Source organism: Burkholderia pseudomultivorans (assembly GCF_902499075.1).
GTDB lineage: Bacteria > Pseudomonadota > Gammaproteobacteria > Burkholderiales > Burkholderiaceae > Burkholderia > Burkholderia pseudomultivorans.
The window spans coordinates 26,375-44,001 of the sequence record NZ_CABVPP010000033.1 but is presented as its reverse complement, the minus strand read 5'-3'; the positions used below and the strand labels follow the sequence as shown (position 1 = coordinate 44,001).

The window sequence follows — 17,627 nt, the reverse complement described above, 5'->3', positions numbered from 1 at the left end:
CGCGCCGACACCGATGTCGGAAGTGGGTGGACCAGGGGTTTTAAGCTGTGAGGCGGCGGGCCAGATGAGCCCGTAGGGGAACGGGCCGTCGATGATCGACAGCCCCCGAGCGTGAGATTACGACTTGGAGCCGTCGATCAAGGCTTGCACTTCGTCATCCTGGAGCGGGACCGGTCTGCGCTCCAGAATTTCAGGCAGGAAGGTGCGCAGATACCCGATGGCGGCGGCTTTCGCGTCCTTTTCGAATTCCGGCGTGATGTGACGATGCTTGGTGTAGGAGAGGCTGAAAACGGCATCGACCAAGGTCAGGACGACCAGGAACTTCCCACGCATGTCCCGAATGAACGGCATGTAGAAGTGGCGAATGAAGATGGCCTCGAACTGCGCTGCCAACTGCTCATTGAATCCCGCTTCGGATTGAACCAGTTCGCGCGTCGTGTGTGAGCCCAGGAACAACTTGCACATCGGCAAGTTCGAGTTGTACAGCCGGGCACTCGACTCGAAGCGCTCCGTCATCCACTGCTGCCACGTCTCGACCGTTGGAAGCATGCATGCGCGGCGTTCGTCGGAAAATAGCAGGTGATAGCGCTCGGCAAGGCCCAGAAGGATCGCCCCCTGGTTGGGGAAAAAATGATAGGCAGAAGCCGGGGGAACCTCGGCTTGCGTGGCGACCTGATAGAGACCGATTTCCTCGATCTCTTTATGCATCAACAATTCGTGAGCGGCATCCAGCAGCTTGTTATAGCGTAGCACCCCCTTCTCGCGAAGAGGACGCCGCTGTGTCTGCGCAGGAGTTTCCTTGTCGATTGCCATTGCTACTCTCATCCGGGTTTCGTCAAAGTTCAAGCTTCTTCACCCCCGTTACTATCTTCGCGCCCCACTGAGGCCGACATGGCCCCAGCGGCGACCAGGAACGGTTTCTGTCGTTCACGCAGCCGATTTCACGAGAGCGACATACTAGTACATCTCGACCGTGGACCAAGCGGCTATCCCCAGGTCGGGTACCACATTACAGAGGTCCGTCCGATGAGCCTGCGCCTGTCTAGCGCCACAAGCCGGATACAATGCGTTGCGCAACCCCATTGCAGATTACTTGTAGACCGGTCTACGAGCCCGCAAGAAACCTTCTTTATTCATTGTCGGAATGCGCTCCATTCTGCGAGTTTTCCACGCGGAATGGCAAGTGACATCGCTAACTGATCGATAGCGATGCGCTCGTGAGAATGACGAGAGGTCACGCAATAGATACGAGACTGCGAAGCGCCTGGACTCGCCGACTAAAAGGAAAGCCATGACGGCAAAGAATCGAACTGCGCTTCACGCTTCTCCTGCAATGCGGCAACGGCCTCGGAGAGGTCGGACGTGTCGAGGATTGCGCTTTGCAGCAGCGCCATATGTTGCATAGATTCGGCTGTTCCGTGGTCGCGAGCAAAATTCATGGCGATTTTGGTTCCGGCAACGGCAAGAGGAGATTTCGATGCAATGTTGCGTGCCAGATCGATCGCATGACGCATCAACGCGCCGGCATCATCCAGCACCGCATTGACCAGCCCCACTTCCAGAGCCCGTCCGGCACCCAACCGTTCGCTGGTGAAGGCCATCTGCCGTGCTACGCCGGCGGGGATGAGCTTGGGCAAGCGCTGCAGGACGCCAACGTCGGCGGCCATACCTATCTGAGTTTCCTTCAGGCAAAAAAACGCGTCTGCGGTACACAGCCTGATATCACACGCAGCGGCAAGGTCAAGTCCGCCCCCGATGCAACCGCCCTGAACAGCACAGATGACGGGAAAGCGCGCCGTGTCCAGTACGTCAAAGCAGTGAATCAAACTCATGAGGGAGTGCTGAAAGCCCAATCGCGTTCGCGGGCTGCCGGTGTCGAACTCGGTCGCCATATTCGCGAACACATGAAGATCCATTCCCGCAGAAAAGTGCTTGCCGGTCGAGCTAATGACGAGCACCCGGGTGTCGCCACTGGAGTCCAGCGCCTGCACGATATTGCGAAAATCGATAAAAAACTTCAGATCCATCAAATTCATTCGATCGGGACGATTCAACCGAATATGGGTGACACCCGCTTCAGCAGAAACATCAAAATACTCGCTCATGGCGTTATACCCAATTAATCATCACACGGTAAATAAATGCAATTTCGTTGAAAAAACATCCAACGCCTCGCCAACCTGCTTTTTCACACGCACTACCCATTTCCCTGCTCACGATCTGTATGCCGAACGGTCGTGACGCCCCTCATCGAAAGAAAAAATTTCCGCGTCCTCGGCAAACATAATCACCAGAATCCGGGAACTGAATCCTGTCCTTGCGCCCCCTTGCCGGACAAGTGACGAATCGCCAGACACGAAGCCATGGCATGACGCCAAATGGCCGACGCGGAGCAAACATCCGGCACGAAATACTTCAGCTTTACTATCGTAACCTGCAGCTCTTGCATCTCTTCCGTCCCACGCATAGCGCTCATCTGCCCAAGATCATGAACACGATATCTCTGCGCATCGACCGCAGTGCCCGTTTATACCGCTCCGAATTTCAGCAGCCTGCAAGTGCAAAAGTGAGCATGATGACAAGAAGCGCCTGAGGTCACGATGACCGGTCCACCGACCTATGCAGCGGCTTCCATACCAAGCCACACATGGACACAACGCAGGCAGCTGCCGAGCACGCGGTAAGAACGAGACAAACCGTTGCTGCGGTGCGAACGTGCCCCCCGTCGATGGTCAACGCGGCCACCAGCGGCCCGAAAGCGACGCCGAGCACCTGCGCGGCCGGCAACAGCGTCGCAATCTTTCCGGACGGATCCGACTTGAGTGCCAGCCCGAATTCATACGGCATCACAAAAGGCCAGAAGAAGCCGAACACCATCGCGAAGGCCGAGAACGCTACGATTGATCCGCGCGAGACCATCCCCATGCCGATGGCCGACACGGCCGTCAGCGCTGCCGCGAGCAGCACGCCGGCAGCAGGCGCAAGCCGGCGCGACATCAGCGTGCCGGCCAGCCCTCCGACGACCTCGACGCACAGCACCGTCGAGATCAGCGCATCCGCCTGCAAGCTGCTCATCCCGGCATCCTGACCGAGCGGCTCGAAATAAGCCCACGCGGCGCCGAACCCTGCCTGCTGGAAGAAAGCAATCATCAGCGGCAGGAATCTGGCAACGTCCCAAGCGAACGGGCCGGGCGGCGCTTCGGCAACCGGGCCGAGCCGTTTCGGCAGCACCGCGCCGAGCGCCGAGCACACGAGCACCGCGGCGGCCAGCAACAGGAACCCGCCCCGCCACGAATAGCCCGGCATGATCAGACTCGTCAGCACGGACGCAAACACGGCCTGAATCAGCACCTGCATGATGCTGAAAATCCCCGAATTCCGCTCGGGGAACGTCGTCCGGACGATGATGCACGCCGTCGACCAGACCAGCACGCCCTCCGCCAGCCCCGTGAAGCTGCGGACCAGAAACAGCAGCACGAGGGAAAGCGGCAGCACGGTCAGCACGTTACCGACCACGACCAGCCCGCCGGCCGCCAGCACGATCCGCCTGAACCGCTCCAGCGGCAACTTCACCGCCAGTCCGGCCCCGACGCCGAGCGCCACGATTTCCGCCATGATGACGAGCCCCATGACGTCGAGCGTCATGCGCTTCTCGTTCACCATCGCGCCGAACAGGATCGGCTGGACGCCGGTGATCAGCAACGCCATCCCGCCGATGAGAATCGACGTGGCGATCTGGTTGAGCATCATTCTTGAGTTGTCTCTGTCGATCATGGGCACGCACCGGCATGAGTTGTGGAAACGAAAACGAGCGGCGAACTGGTGTCTCCGAGCCTGCGCGCCGCCCTGCGGAAACGGCCGCAGCGCACCGGCGACGGCCGGGGAGCGCACCGGCGATGCTCAGCCGGGCACGCCATCGGTAAAGGCATCGAGAATCATAGTCAGCACAAAATCTTCCGGCACCACCGACGCGTCGATGCTTCCCCCGCCGCCGTAGATCCCCCCGGAACGCGGCTGCCCGGGATGCGCCTTCCGTGCATAGGCCACCGCTTCGCCGAGATCCGCGGCGAAATGATCGATCACGCCGTCGCGCGTCTGCGGCCCAGTCACGCACATGTGGATCGCATCGGGATTCTGCTGACCGTTGAAACGCCAGCCGCGCCCGACCATGAAATCGTTGACGTGATAGATATTGAACGCTGGCGCGTTGAACGAAAAGCAGAATGTCGGCTTGCCCAGCAATTTCAACTCCGAATGGCCGGATACGGCCTGCTGCATCGCGAGCGAAGTCTCGAAAACGCGCTTCGCCCGCTCGAGATAGCCGGCCTTGCCGAGATGGCGCATGGACGCCCAGGTCGCCGCGATCAGTCCGCCGCTGCGACTGCCCGCCAGGCCCGGCGACGCGTACTTGCCGCCGATCCAGTCGGGCAGGATGTAGTACTGATACCGGCGAAACGATGCGTCCCGCCATGCGAGCACCGAGGTTCCCTTGAGCCCGTAGCCATACTTGTGCGTATCGGCCGAGATGGACGTCACACCGGGCAGCCGGAAATCGAAAACGGGAATGTTCGGGAAACCGAGTTGCTGGCCCCACGGCAGAATCCAGCCGCCCAGGCAACCGTCGACGTGCAGCCACACGTTCTTCTCGATCGCGATCTGCGATAGCGCAGGAATATCGTCGAGCGTCCCGTACGGGTAGTTGGTTGCCGATCCGATAATGGCGATCGTGTTTTCGTTGATGTGCTCCCTGACGAAATCGAGGTCGACCGTCGTGTCGTCGTTCAGCGGCGCGGGAACGACCTCGATCGAGAACAGATGGGCCGCCTTGGTAAACGCAGGATGCGCGCTGACCGGCCAGATGATGTTCGGCCGGGTGATCTTCCTCTCGGAGCGAGCCTTCTCGCGATAGCCGAGCATCGCATTCAGGATGCTCTCCGTGCCGCCGGAGCCAAGCACCCCGCACGCCGAATGGCCGGGTGTGGCGGCCTTGACCGCGTCCCCGTTCAGCATTTCGAGCGTCATCGCAATGATCTCGGTCTCGAAACGGTTCATGCTCGGGCACAGGTCCCGCTGCAACGCGTTAGCATGACTGAAGAAGCTGAAGCATTCATTGAGAAACCGGTAATGCTCGTGTTCGCCGCTATACAGCGAACCCGAAACCTTCCCCCCCTCCCAGACCTTGTCCTCCTGCTCCGACATGAACCGGATCTGCTCGAGGATTTCCGACTTGTCCAGACCAGCTTCCGGAAAGCCGGAAATAGTGCCGAACCTGTCCGCGTACGGATAGAGCATCTCTTTAACCATTTTCGGATCGATCACAACCTGACTCCAATTGAAAGTGACGAAGAATTTCCGGAGCTGCCCGCTCGGCACCGGACGGAACACAGCGTCCGCCGCGGCCGCCCCGCCGGCTCAGGGCATGTCCAGCACCCCTTCCTGCGAAAACCAGACCGGCTTGCCGCGCGCTCCGATCAGCACTGCGGTCAAGGGCGCGCGATCCGGACGCTGGGCCACGTCGATCGCCGTGCCGTACGCGCGCTGGTTCAGCACGAGTCCGTCGAGCCCAATGCCCATCCATCCACTTCGAGTGGCGATCAGATCGGTAATCGAACTTTGGGTCGGTGGATTCAGCGCTTGCCACGTCGTGCCGCCGTCGGCGCTCTGGTACAGGCTGCCCAGCAAGCCGCCCACGACGACGCGTCCGTCGCGCAGCGCCACCCCCGCCCACAGCGTCCCCTTGCCGCCCGTCGACAGATAGACCCAGTTCGCGCCGCCGTCGGTGGACTTCAGCACCATGCCCTGCTCGGATGCGACGTACAGCGCTCCCTGGCCGTCCGCGAACACGTGGTACAGGTTGCGATCCGCCTTGGCGCTGCCCGGCGGCTTCGGCACGGCGATCCGCATCCATGTCTGGCCACCGTCGTGCGTCGCGAGCACCAGCGACCACAGACCCACCGCGATCCCGTCACGCGCATTCGTGAACAGCACCGAGAACAACGGCTGATCGACCGAGATGTCGATGCGCTGCTTGCGCCACGTTTCGCCGCCGTCGTCGGTCGCGAGAATCACGCCCCACTGGCCGACAGCCCAACCGTGCTGCGCATCGACGAAGGTAACGGCCGACAGCGTGGCCGACACCGGCACCTTGCCGGCCTGCCGCCACGTCGCGCCGTCGTCGTCGGACAGCAACACCACGCCGTGCTCGCCCACCGCGACGACGCGAGTACCTGCGCGCGTCGCATCCAGCAGCATCATGCGGGTGGGGGCTACCCATGCGTGGGCAGGTCTCGCCACGCTGTCGGCCACCGTGCCGGCGGCCTGGGCCAAGGTCGCCACACCGATGCACAGCAGCGCGCACGCGACGATCGTCTTGATCATGACCGGATCTCCGTGAATCAGTGACTGAAAAGGCTGGACGCACGCGCCGGCTTGCGGCGCGGAAACCCGCGCTCCAGCAGCGACGCAAGCGCCGGCAGCGCCGTCATCGCCATCAGCAGGTTGACGACGAACATGAACGCGAGCAGCTTGCCCATGTCCGCCTGGAACTTGAGCGCCGAGAAACTCCATGTTGCGACGCCGATCGCCAGCGTGATCGCGGTGAAGATCGTCGCCACACCCACCTCGAGCATCGCGTGCCGAACCGCCTCCACGATGTCCAGCCCGCCGGCGAGATGCACCTGCAGCCGGTTGTAGATGTAGAACGCGTAATCGACGCCGATGCCCACCGCCAGCACCATCACCGGCAGCGTCGCCACCGTCAGCCCGATCTGCAGCGCCTTCATGAATCCATAGCCAATGAAGGTCGCCACCGTCAGCGGCAGGCAGCAAGCCAGCATCGCGCGCCAGTCGCGGTACGCGAGGAACACGAGAATCAGGATGGCGGCATAGACATACAGCATCATTGGCAGCTCGCTGTGCGCCACCTCCTCGTTGATGGCGGCCAGCACGCCTGCATTGCCCGCCGCGAGACGCACGGTCACGCCGGGGAACGGATGCAGCGACCGGTATGCCTTCACGTCGTCGAGAACGCGGTTGATCGTCGTCGCCTTGTGATCGGTCAGGAACAGGTGCACGGCCGTCATGCTGCAGTCGCTCTTCATGAAGCCTTTCATCCGGCCCACATCGACCGACACCGCGCCGTAGTTCCCCGGATCGATCGGCACAACGCTCATCTTCGGGTAGTCCTCGTTGTAGCCCTGGTTGTAGCGGCGCAGCATTGCCGAGTACGACTGCACCGACACCACGCCCGGCTCGGTACGCATGGCGTTCGTGAAATCGTCCTCGTAGAGCCCCACCGCCGGGTTGTCACACGCGTTGCCGGTCGATTCGATCGCGACCGTCAGCCAGTCGAGGCCCATGTCGTAGTTGCCGGCGATCGACGTGGCGTCGCGGTTGAAGCGTGCGTCCTCGCGCAGCTCCGGCGCACCCGGCTGCAACGTGCCGATCACGCGATCGCGGCTTTGCCACGCGGCGAACGCGAAGATCGCGACGGTCAACACGACGGTCGGGCCCGCATATCTCGGCTCGGCGATCCGCGCCAGCATACGCAACGGCCTTGCGCGCTGCTGCGCGCGCTTGAGCGCGCCGTCCGCGTAGCGCTTCGAGAAGTTGAAGCAAGATGCGGCCACCGGCAGCAGAATCAGGTTCGTCGCGATTTTGTACGCGACACCGAGCGACGCGGTGACAGCGAGTTCGCGCACCATCGGAATCGGGATCAGCAGCAGCGTGACGAACGACACGAACGCGGTGACGAGCGCCAGGACGCCCGGAATCAGCAGCCCGCTGAAGCTGCGCCGCGCGGCGACGTACGAACTGTGCCCGTGCGAAATCTCGCGCACGATGAAATTCACCTGCTGCACGCCGTGCGATACGCCGATCGCGAACACCAGGAACGGCACCAGCACTGCGAGCGGATCGAGGCCGAAGCCGAGCAGCTTCAGCGTGCCGAACTGCCAGACCAGCGACGTCAGCGAACAGACGATCAGCAGCACCGTGAACCGTACCGAATGACAATACCAGTACACCGCGAGCACCGTCAGCAGCAGCGCGATACCGCAGAAGCCGAGCACGGCCGTCGCGCCGTCGGCAATGTCGCCGATCTGCTTCGCGAAGCCGATGATCTGGATCTCGTAGCCGGCATCCTCGAACGGCTTGCGCACCTTCTGTTCGAGCAGATGGTTGAACGCCACGTAATCGATCACCTTGCCGGCCCCGTCGCGCTCGTTCAGCTCGGCTGTGATCATCGCGCTGTCCTCGCCGTGCGACACGAGCGTACCGACGTAGCCGCCGAGCGTCGTCGCGTGCCGGATCTGCGCGACGATCGCCGGTGTCAGTTGATCGGGCGTGATCGTGCCGGAAATGATCGGCTCGGCCCGAAAGCCTTCGTCGGTGATCTCATTCACGTAAGCGTTCGGCGTCCATAGCGACTGCACGCCGATCCGATCCACGTTCGGCAGGTACGTGACAGCTTGCGTGACGTTGTAGAGCCGCGTCAGTCCTTCCTTCGTCCAGATGGCGCCCTTTCTGGCACGCACGACGACCGTGATCCGGTTCGCGCCGAGCAGGTCGTTCCGGTATTGCTGAAACGTGCGAATGTATTCGTGTCCGATCGGCATCTGCTTTTCGAACCCGGCATCCATGCGCAATTGCACGGCGAACACGGCCATGACCGCGGTAAACAGGCCGATCGCCGCAAGCACGACCGCGCGATGACCGAAAAAAAGCTGCTCCAGATGGCCGACCAGACGATTAAGCACGACATTTTCCCCTTCATGTATTGCCGCGACGCATTGGGCAAGACTGCCCGCCATCAGAAATTCCGGGTGACGAACATCCCGACGAAATTCCGGTCCGCATACGGCTGCCCCACCGTCTGGTGGCCGCCGAAAAACGCGGTGAAATTGATGCCGGCCTGCCAGTTCGGCGGGTTCTGATTGAACAGCACGTAGACGTTCAGCGACTTTGCGCCCTGCATGTAATTCGCGGTGAACGTGGGCGTGTAGCCGTAGAGGCCGTCGGAAAACGTCACGCCCGGCGTGACCTGCCACCCGCGGATCAGCGTGCCGTCGTAAGTCCAGTTGAAGTCGATCGTCGCGCCCAGCGAACTGGACGTGCCCTGCGCGGCGGTGATCGGATAGCCCAACCCCGACCCATAGTTCAGCCACGGCATGTAACCGGCGGCCGGCACCTGCGTGACCGTCTGCCCGTCGATCGTGCGGGTGACGCCGTTCGAATTCAGTCCCGGGTAGTAAATCCACGTCAGTTCCCAGGTAAGCGCCGCCGAATCGGCACCGATCCACCTCAGGAACGGATACTCGCTGCGCGTGAGCGCCAGCAGCCCGTTCAGGTCGTACTGGAATTTCTTCTTGTCGGCCCACTGCTGGCAATTGATGCCCGACACGCCGTTCGTGTTCAGATCGAGCGGGCCGCCCGCACCATAGCAGCTCGACAGCGCGACCGCGTCGCGTGGCCGGTACGATAGCTCTGTGCCGATCGCCCACGGACCGAGCCCGAAGTTCGCGCTGACGCCGAACAACTGGCGCCGCGCGAGATAGGTCCACTGCTCGCTGCCGTTCGCGAGCGACGCCAGCACCGGCGACTTGTCCGTGTAGTTCAGGTAGTAGAACGCGAAGTTCGCGTCGAACGAGCGCGGCGTGTAATTGAACTTCACGCCGAACTGCGGCCGATACTTCGCCGGCAGGTTCGTCATCGACGGCAGGCCGATGTCGTTGAACGGCGGCCCCGCATACTCGCCGTTGACGAGCCCGTTCTTGATTCCTTCGAGCGTGGTCTGGTTGCCGGCCGCGCCGCCACCGGTCGCGTTGGCGATCGTGCCGGCACTCGGCCCGGCCACGTTGAGATTGTTCGTGCTGATCGTAAACGGCTCCGCGCCGCGCCCGAACAGGTTCGTCACCGACCAGTACGAGCCCACCGGCGGATAGCGGTTGCCGTTCCACTGGAACTGGTAATAGGCCTCGGTGCTGAAGCCGTGCGACAGATCCGCGGCGAAGCTCGCCATCGGTGCCGGCAGCAGCGCCTGCTTGAGCTGCGAGCCCGGAATCAGCAGCTTCTGCACGTCCAGCGAATTGGTCGCGTTGATGCCGCCCTGCGCGAACATGCTCTCGCCCCAGTTGATCACCTGATTGCCGAGTCGAATGTGCGCGCTGTGTCCGCCGATCGTAAAGTCCTTCTGCCCCCATAGGTCGAGCAGTTGCGCGTTGTAGACCACCTGCGCGGACGCGGTGCTCGATAGCGGCGTTCTCGCCGTATTGCCGGCCAGGAAGTCATACATACCGGTGCCGCGCACCATGAACTTCAGCCCTTCGCTCGGCATCTTCAGCAGCAGTTCGCTGGTCGCGCCGACGTAAGTGCTGAACGGCTGGCCCTTGCGGTAGTTCAGGTCGCCGTTGTCGGCGTACCCCCATTGCGCGACGTTCGCGGCCGCGCCGCAGCCATACGAGTTCGGATCGCCCGTGAGCGAACAGCTCGGGCTCTTCGTTCGAATACCCATGCCGGCCGTCAAGTTGGTTACCCAAGAGCCCTGAATATCACTGTTTCCGACCGTGAAATCGTATCCGTATGCGGTCGACGTCGCCGCACCGAGAACGACCATCGACAATGTCGTATTCCTGACTGTTATTCTCATTTACGTCGCCTCCCCGTGACCCTCTTGTTGGATCCCGGTGCGCGCCGGCGGCGCGCACCGGAACTGCCGGTCATGCCGCGCGCCTAGCGCTCGCTGACGGATCTCAGCGATTCCGCCGTAAAGAAATCGGGCTTGAAGCGCGGATCGCCGGTTTCCTTGTACCAACGAATGTCCTTGCCCTGGCCGATCGACGATCCGTCGAACACATAGCGACCGTTACTCAGGTCGTACTGCACGAATGGCTCGTTGTCGCAGGCACCGCCGAGTTCCCATACCGGAATCGGGTAGCTTTCCCGCACCTTCCACAGCTTGCCCTGCGCGTCGTAGTCCTCGCCGACGAGCGCCAGCCAGCTATCCTCGTCCAGATAAAACACCTTCTTCGACGACGCGTGCCGCGCGGTCGGCTTGAGAGTCGCCTCGACGACCCACACGCGGTGCACTTCGTAACGCCGGCCGTCGGCGGCGATCCCGTTCGGCGTCGCGACATCGCGCAGCTTGCGTTTGAAGTCGTACATGCCGAACGCGTTGTACGGCACGATCATTTCGCGCTTGCCGACCAGCTTCCAGTTGAAGCGGTCGATCGACCCGTTGAACATGTTGACTTCGTCGATCAGATACTGGTTCTCGAAGCCGATCTGCGGCGCGTCGTGCACGTAGGCCGGCATGCGCCGCACCCGGCGTTGCCCCGGAAAGTAGTAGTACGTATCGGAATCCTTGTCGAAATACTGACGCTGCACGAGCGCTTGCCCGGCCAGCGCGGCCGGCATCGCGGCCGAGAAGTAGCCCGCGAGGCTGAGCTGATCGACATCCTGCGGCGTCGTCTTGCCGTCCTTGCCGGTCGGAGTATAGAAAAGCTGCGTGCCACCGATTTCGATCCAGTCATTGTTTCCCGGACGTGGCGAAACGGACGTGACGACCGGCGACCATTCGATCGCTTGTCCGCGATACCGCGTTTCAAAGTTGAGAATCGCTTCCGCGCCGGTCTTCGGCTGCGGGAACGCCACACCGGGGAATGCTGCCGTCTGGACCGTTTCGCCAGATGGCCCGAGCTTTGCCGCAGCGAGATTCGCCTTCGAATTCTGCTCGGCAGCATCCGGCAACTGGCATTCGCGATGCGACGGGTAGACGTCCATCCGGTAGCCTTTCATCTGCTTCACGAGTGCGATCTGGCCGGGCGACAACTTGTCGGCGTACTTGTCGACGCTCGACCCATCGATGGTATACAGCGGCTTCTCGTTGCGATGCTTCCAGAAATCCCCGCGCGTTTTCCCGTACTCCCAACCCGATTGCGGCGCCTGCCGGCCGGCAAGCGCAGGCACGAGCCCGTCCTTGCTGGCCGCGCGCTCGGCACCCACGGGGCTGAGATCGTCCGCCGCGACCGCGCTTGCGGTCATGCACAGCCAAGCCGCCGCCAGGGCAGCCGACATGATTCCGCCTGTTCTATTTCTCATCATCGTTCTCCGTCCTGTTCCACCAATCCTCGACCATTTCGCCCATTCCGCGAGATCGGCTCGCGTACCTATGCGGGTCATGCGTTCGGCTGCCGTCTCCGCCACCTCTTTCACACACAAGGATTTCTTATTGAATGAATACCGGCTCTACGCAATTCATACCTGCTCCCGTCCGCTACGCAACCGTTGCGCCGCCGCAGACTCCGGGCGACGAGTCAGGCTGCCGATTCGTGGAAGATCGTCAGGGCGGCCTCGTGCAACTCGCGGTTCGCGGCGGCCACCACGATTCCTCCGTTCATCGGGCGAACGCCATTCAGATCGGTCACGACGCCGCCGGCGGATTCGACGAGGTGAATCAGCGGCACGACGTCGTAGGGTTCAAGCCCGGCTTCGACGACGAGATCGACGCAGCCGAGTGCGACCATCGCAAAGCTGTAGCAGTCGCCGCCCCAGCGAAGCATCCTGCATTGCTCCATCAGCCGCGAAAACGGCTGCATCAGGTTCGCGCGCTCGATGAGGCGCGGGTCCAGGCTGTACGCGATCGCCTCGGAGACCGATCGGCACGCCGACGTGCGAATCGCGACCACGGCATTGCGGTGGAACAAGCGCGGCCCGCTCGAGTCGGAGATGTACGTTTCGCCGGTAAAAGGCTGGTACATGACGCTGCCGACCGGCACGCCATCGATGACGAGGCCCACGAGGATCCCCCATAGCGGCACGCCGCAAATGAATGCCCTCGTGCCGTCGATCGGGTCGACGATCCAGTAGCTGTCCCCGTCACCGGAGCGCCCGTACTCCTCGCCGATCACGGCCAAGCCCGGATCGACGCTCGACAGCGCCTCGCGGATGAACTTTTCGATGCGCCGGTCGGCTTCGGTGACCGGATCGAATACGCCACGCGAATGCTTGTCGTCTATCTTCATCCGTGAACGGAAATACCGGAGCGCGATGTCTCCCGCATCATGAACGACACGCACCGCACGATCGATCAGCTCGTCAATGGTGTGCTTCATGGCCGTTTGAGCTCCTGATTTTCCGGTATAGACGGCGGGTAGCGTCGAATGCCGATTCGAACGTGTCGAACATGTCGTCGTAGACGTCCTTCAACGCGCTGGTCGGCTCGAACTCCGCCCTGATCGACAGATTTCTGGAGAAGTCGGCAATCCCGATCTCGCCGATCCGCTCGAACGCCAGCATCGCCGCTCCAATCGAATTTACATATTGCGGATTCGCCATCTGGTGAATCGGACTGCCCATGACGTCGGCAAGCGTCTGAGCCATGAATGCCGAATTCGCCCCGCCGCCATAGAAGTTGAAATGCGTGAACCGGCGGCCGACGAATTCCTCGAGCGGCTTGCGTACCCAGCGCAGGTTGAATGCGAGCCCTTCCAGCACCGCTCTCGCCATGTGGCTCCTCGTCGTCTGACCGTTCATGTTGATGAAGCCGCCGCGCATGTCGCTGCTCGCCTTTGGCGCCATCGTGCCGCCCAGCCAGGGAAGGAAGATGAGGCCGCCGGCACCCGCGTCGACGTTGTCCAGCACCGCATCCAGCGCCGCATACAACTCGGCAGGACGCTTTTCCCTGAATTCCGCGAACGCGTCGTTCGGGAACACGATGTTTCGCAGGAAGCGGTCCAGCGCCGCGCCCGACATCCCGTTCTCGGCGATCGCCAGATACTTGCGCTCGTCCGGCGACGGCATCGTAAAAAGACTGTCGCGCACGGAAGTCTTCATGGATTCCGTATGCGTGACCATCACGCCGGACGTGCCGATGCAGATTCCGGCATGGCCACCCGTGAAGGCCATCCCGCCCATCGCGCCCGCCGCAGTGTCGCTCAGCCCGACGACGACCCGCGTGCTCGTCGACAATCCCAGCTCGGCGGCGACATCCGGCAACAGGTGCCCCAGCACGGTGGTGGTCGGCACCAGTTCCGGCAGTTTCTCCCGGTCGACGTGCGCGTATCGCAGCAAGGTCGGATGGTATTCGCCGGCTGTCAGCCTGCGGTTGTCCACCGTCAGCGACATAAGCGTGCTGCCTTGCGTCGTGCACATCCGCCCCGACAGCTTCATGCCCAGATAGTCCATCGGCTCGAGAAAGCGATACGTCCGCTCGTAAATCTCCGGGCACGCGAACCGGAAGTAGCGCATGTGGTTCAGCGACATGCCGCTCATGAGCGGAGCTAGGCCGTGCAGTCTCAGCCAGTTCGCCAGTTGCCAGGGCTTGTCGAGCTTGCGGGCCCCGCGATATTCCGCGGCCAACCTCGCCTTGGTTCCTCGCCCATCCGTCCACAGGATCATGTTGGCAAGCGCCTGCCCGCTCGCGTCGACAGGAACGATCGACGAATACTGGCTCGAACAAATCATCGCGACGATCTCGTCGGCCTCGACGTTCGCTCCAGAGACCGCACTCCCGACCGCGTCCTTCACGGCCGCCCAAATCGCGTCGGGCACCTGTTCCGCGCCCCGATCGCCAACCGCCAGGGTATTCACATAGGCCCGGCCGGCGCCGGCCACCCGGCCGGACTCGCTGACGAGTACCGCTTTCGGGCCGCTCGTCCCGAGGTCCACGGAGAGAACGTATCGGTGCTTTTTCATGGCCCAAGTCTAGAGACGACAAAAAATTATCTGGTAGTCAATTGAGGTCATCGATTGGTTGATTTTGGCCACACGCTCATGCAAGCATGTCCGTCATGGACATCCGCACGGAAACCATCGCCGACGCGCCGCCGAACATCATCCGGGGCTTGACGCTCGTCGCCCGTGAACACGGGATCGCGGTAGGCCGTCTGTTCCGCGGTCTCGGGTTTTCCCTAAACGATCTGGAACGACACGACATCCTCGTTTCGTATGCGCAATCCAGAAAATTCCTGCAGCGCGTGGAAGCCGCCTTGCCTGGCGTGCCGGTCGGGCTGAAATCGGGCATGAAGCAGACGATCCTCTGCCTCGGTCTGGTCGGTCTCGCGATGTATGCGTTCAGAACCTACCGGGAAGCGCTCAGCTATGGGATTCGGCACCAGCAAACCGCCGGCGCGCTAACGACTTTCTCGTTCGAGGAATCTCCCAGTTACTTTCGCTGCGTCGTCGGGCCGAAATATCCGGACACGCATGAAGTCGAGCGGCACTGGATCGACGAGGCGTTCGCGACGATCATGACCATCTCGAGAAATCTGCTCGGCGCGCAGTTCAAACTGAGCCGGGTCGACTTCACCTACCCGCGCCCAGCCGAATACGGCCTTTATGAGGAGGTGTTCGGCTGTCCCGTGCGGTTCGACGCTCGGCAGAATGTCATGACTTGCCCCCCTCATTGCCTCGATCTGGAACTGCCGACATGGCATCCTAGCTTTAGCGCCTACGTGCTTGGGCAGATCGAACCGATGCTGCGTCAGCCGACCGTCGAGAGCGACTTCATCGCGACGACACGACGCTATTTGCGTGCGAACGTGGAGCACTCGCCCGGCGTCGACGAGGTCGCACGTTTTCTGAATGTGAGCAGCCGCACCTTGCGACGGCATCTCGAAAGCGAAGGGTTCAGATTCCTCCAACTGCTCGACGAAATCCGGCTCGAGCGCGTGCAGGAACTGCGCCACATGGGGTGGTCGTGGGGAAAGATTGCCGAGTCGATCGGCTACGACAATCCGAGCAACTTTTCCAAAGCCTATGTCCGCTGGACCGGGCAACTGCCGAGCGAATCCGACGCCGGCAGGCGATAGCGGCGCGCGGCAAAAAAAACGGCAGCGCCGGTGCCCGAGAAAGAGCGTGCGCGGCGCGTTTCGCGCGCGCCACGGTCCGTCGCGACGCCGGGCACTGCCGTGTCGGCTTCAAGGAAGCTGAAGCGACTTCGTCTCCAGATATTCGGCAAGACCGTAGGCGCCCAGCTCGCGGCCGTTTCCCGACTGCTTGAATCCGCCGAACGGCGCCAGCGGATTGAACTTGCCACCATTGATCTCGACTTGCCCCGTCCGCATCCTCGCGGCCACGCGCCGTGCCCGCGCAAGGTCACCGCTCCACACTCCGCCGCCCAGCCCGTACGGGCTGTCGTTGGCGATCCGCACGGCGTCGGCGTCATCCTTGTACGGAATGATGCTGAGCACCGGGCCGAAGATCTCCTCCTGGGCGATACGCATTTCATTGCGCACCTTGCCGAAAATCGTCGGCCTGACGTAGTACCCGGTTTCCAGCCCGTCCGGCGCGTCGGCCCCTCCCACGAGCAGTTCGGCCCCCTCGGCGACGCCAAGCGCGATATAGTCGCGCACGCGCTGGCGCTGCGTCGCCGACACCAGTGGACCCATCGCGACATCCTCGTCTTGCGGCGCACCGAGCCGCACCGATGCCGCGGCGGCAACGGCAATCTTCTCTGCCCGTTCGCGGAGCGCCTCCGGCACCAGCAGGCGCGTCAACGCCGCGCACGTTTGCCCCGCGTTGACGAAGCACGCCTGAACCGCCGCCGGAATCGCGACGTCGAAATCGGCGTCGTCCAGCACGATGCAGGCGGACTTCCCGCCGAGTTCCAGCGCAACCCGCTTCACCGTGCCGGAAGCGAGTTCGGACACACGTCTGCCCGCCGCGGTCGACCCGGTGAACGAGACCATGTCGACATCCGGGTGCGATACCAGCGCCTCCCCTACCGTATTTCCGAGACCGCTCACAAGGTTGAACACGCCCGGCGGAAATCCCGCCGATTCGATGATTTCCGCGAACACGAATGCATTGAGCGGCGCGACTTCGGACGGTTTGACCACGACCGTACAGCCGGCCGCGAGCGCGGGCGCCACCTTCGCGACGATCTGATGCAGTGGATAGTTCCATGGCGTAATGCACGCGACGACGCCGACGGGCTCCTTCGTGATCTCCGAGTTGCCGAGACGTTCGACGGCACCGAGTTGCGCCGCCAGTTGCGAAGCCGACCCCAGCGATGCGACCGGTAATCCGGTCTGCGCGAGCCGCGAGAACGAGATGGGCGTACCAACCTCGTCGGTCATGAGTCGCGCCAGTTCCGCCGCGCGGCGGCTCAGCGCGTATAGCGCGCGCTGCAGGCATTGGCTTCTTTCGCGCGGCGGCGTAGCGGACCAGCCTGCAAAGGCGGCCTTGGCGGCGGCGACCGCGCGCCCGGCATCTTCGGCATCGCCGAGCGGCACGACCCCGATCACCGCTTCCGTCGCCGGATTGACGACCTCCGCGCTGCCGCCGCCATGCGGCGCGACCCATTGTCCGCCAATAAAAAACCTGTCGTAACGCTTCACCATCGATGTCCTCCCTTCCGGGCGTTTACGTTAACCGCTTGCGGGCGCGCCGCCGGGCACGACGGGGTCGCGGCAGCCGGCAAACCGGGGCGACGCGGGTCGTTCTCGACGACGGCCTGGCGCCTTGCGTGCGCGTCGCTTACTCGCGATCGAGTGTACCGACGGCGAAATATCGGAGATGGTGCGATAAGGCCACATATTGGTTGTATCGGGACATCGCGGCACGACGTTGCCGGTTTGAGTCCCGGCCCGAGATCATTTTGTTATCCGATTCGTTACGGCATCGCATCG

The 17,627-nt window shown here is 62.5% G+C and carries 12 protein-coding genes; 1 reads left to right on the top strand and 11 read right to left on the bottom strand.

What is annotated here, in order from left to right; translation table 11 throughout:
- Positions 1 to 117: 117 nt before the first annotated feature.
- The 10 genes from BST28156_RS20860 to BST28156_RS20815 all read right to left on the bottom strand — a co-directional run bounded on the left by BST28156_RS20860 (position 118) and on the right by BST28156_RS20815 (position 14,691).
- A complete protein-coding gene (locus BST28156_RS20860; RefSeq protein WP_174903278.1) occupies positions 118 to 813 on the bottom strand; it encodes a TetR/AcrR family transcriptional regulator in 696 nt (231 codons plus the stop codon).
- A gap of 464 nt (positions 814 to 1,277) precedes the next feature.
- Positions 1,278 to 2,105, bottom strand: a complete 828-nt coding sequence (locus BST28156_RS20855; protein WP_174903277.1) for an enoyl-CoA hydratase-related protein — start codon at positions 2,103 to 2,105, stop codon at positions 1,278 to 1,280.
- A 490-nt stretch (positions 2,106 to 2,595) separates the two neighbouring features.
- Positions 2,596 to 3,750, bottom strand: a complete 1,155-nt coding sequence (locus tag BST28156_RS20850) for an MFS transporter (protein ID WP_174903276.1) — start codon at positions 3,748 to 3,750, stop codon at positions 2,596 to 2,598.
- A gap of 150 nt (positions 3,751 to 3,900) precedes the next feature.
- Positions 3,901 to 5,319 carry a pyridoxal phosphate-dependent decarboxylase family protein gene (locus tag BST28156_RS20845; protein ID WP_244131330.1) on the bottom strand — a complete coding sequence of 473 codons (1,419 nt, stop codon included), beginning with the start codon at positions 5,317 to 5,319 and terminating at the stop codon, positions 3,901 to 3,903.
- A gap of 93 nt (positions 5,320 to 5,412) precedes the next feature.
- The gene (locus BST28156_RS20840) at positions 5,413 to 6,378 is read right to left on the bottom strand and encodes a WD40/YVTN/BNR-like repeat-containing protein (RefSeq protein ID WP_174903275.1); all 966 of its coding nucleotides are present in this window, start codon (positions 6,376 to 6,378) and stop codon (positions 5,413 to 5,415) included.
- Between the two features lie 17 nt (positions 6,379 to 6,395).
- Complete coding sequence (locus tag BST28156_RS20835; RefSeq protein ID WP_174903274.1) at positions 6,396 to 8,756, bottom strand: efflux RND transporter permease subunit; 2,361 nt, start codon at positions 8,754 to 8,756, stop codon at positions 6,396 to 6,398.
- 53 nt (positions 8,757 to 8,809) lie between these two features.
- Positions 8,810 to 10,645, bottom strand: coding sequence for a DUF1302 domain-containing protein (locus tag BST28156_RS20830; RefSeq protein ID WP_174903273.1), 1,836 nt, complete (start codon positions 10,643 to 10,645; stop codon positions 8,810 to 8,812).
- Between the two features lie 83 nt (positions 10,646 to 10,728).
- Positions 10,729 to 12,099, bottom strand: coding sequence for a DUF1329 domain-containing protein (locus BST28156_RS20825; RefSeq protein WP_174903272.1), 1,371 nt, complete (start codon positions 12,097 to 12,099; stop codon positions 10,729 to 10,731).
- Positions 12,100 to 12,311: 212 nt separating this feature from the next.
- Positions 12,312 to 13,109: an inositol monophosphatase family protein gene (locus BST28156_RS20820; RefSeq protein WP_174903271.1), complete on the bottom strand. Its 798-nt coding sequence runs from the start codon at positions 13,107 to 13,109 to the stop codon at positions 12,312 to 12,314.
- Complete coding sequence (locus tag BST28156_RS20815) at positions 13,093 to 14,691, bottom strand: xylulokinase (RefSeq protein ID WP_174903270.1); 1,599 nt, start codon at positions 14,689 to 14,691, stop codon at positions 13,093 to 13,095. The genes BST28156_RS20820 and BST28156_RS20815 overlap by 17 nt, the downstream gene beginning before the upstream one ends.
- Positions 14,692 to 14,786: 95 nt before the next feature.
- Here BST28156_RS20815 and BST28156_RS20810 point away from each other — a divergent pair, with 95 nt between their 5' ends.
- Positions 14,787 to 15,806 carry an AraC family transcriptional regulator gene (locus BST28156_RS20810; RefSeq protein ID WP_174903269.1) on the top strand — a complete coding sequence of 340 codons (1,020 nt, stop codon included), beginning with the start codon at positions 14,787 to 14,789 and terminating at the stop codon, positions 15,804 to 15,806.
- A 108-nt stretch (positions 15,807 to 15,914) separates the two neighbouring features.
- Here the strand turns inward: BST28156_RS20810 and BST28156_RS20805 are convergent, their stop codons facing one another.
- Positions 15,915 to 17,336, bottom strand: coding sequence for an aldehyde dehydrogenase family protein (locus BST28156_RS20805; protein WP_174903298.1), 1,422 nt, complete (start codon positions 17,334 to 17,336; stop codon positions 15,915 to 15,917).
- Positions 17,337 to 17,627: the final 291 nt, after the last annotated feature.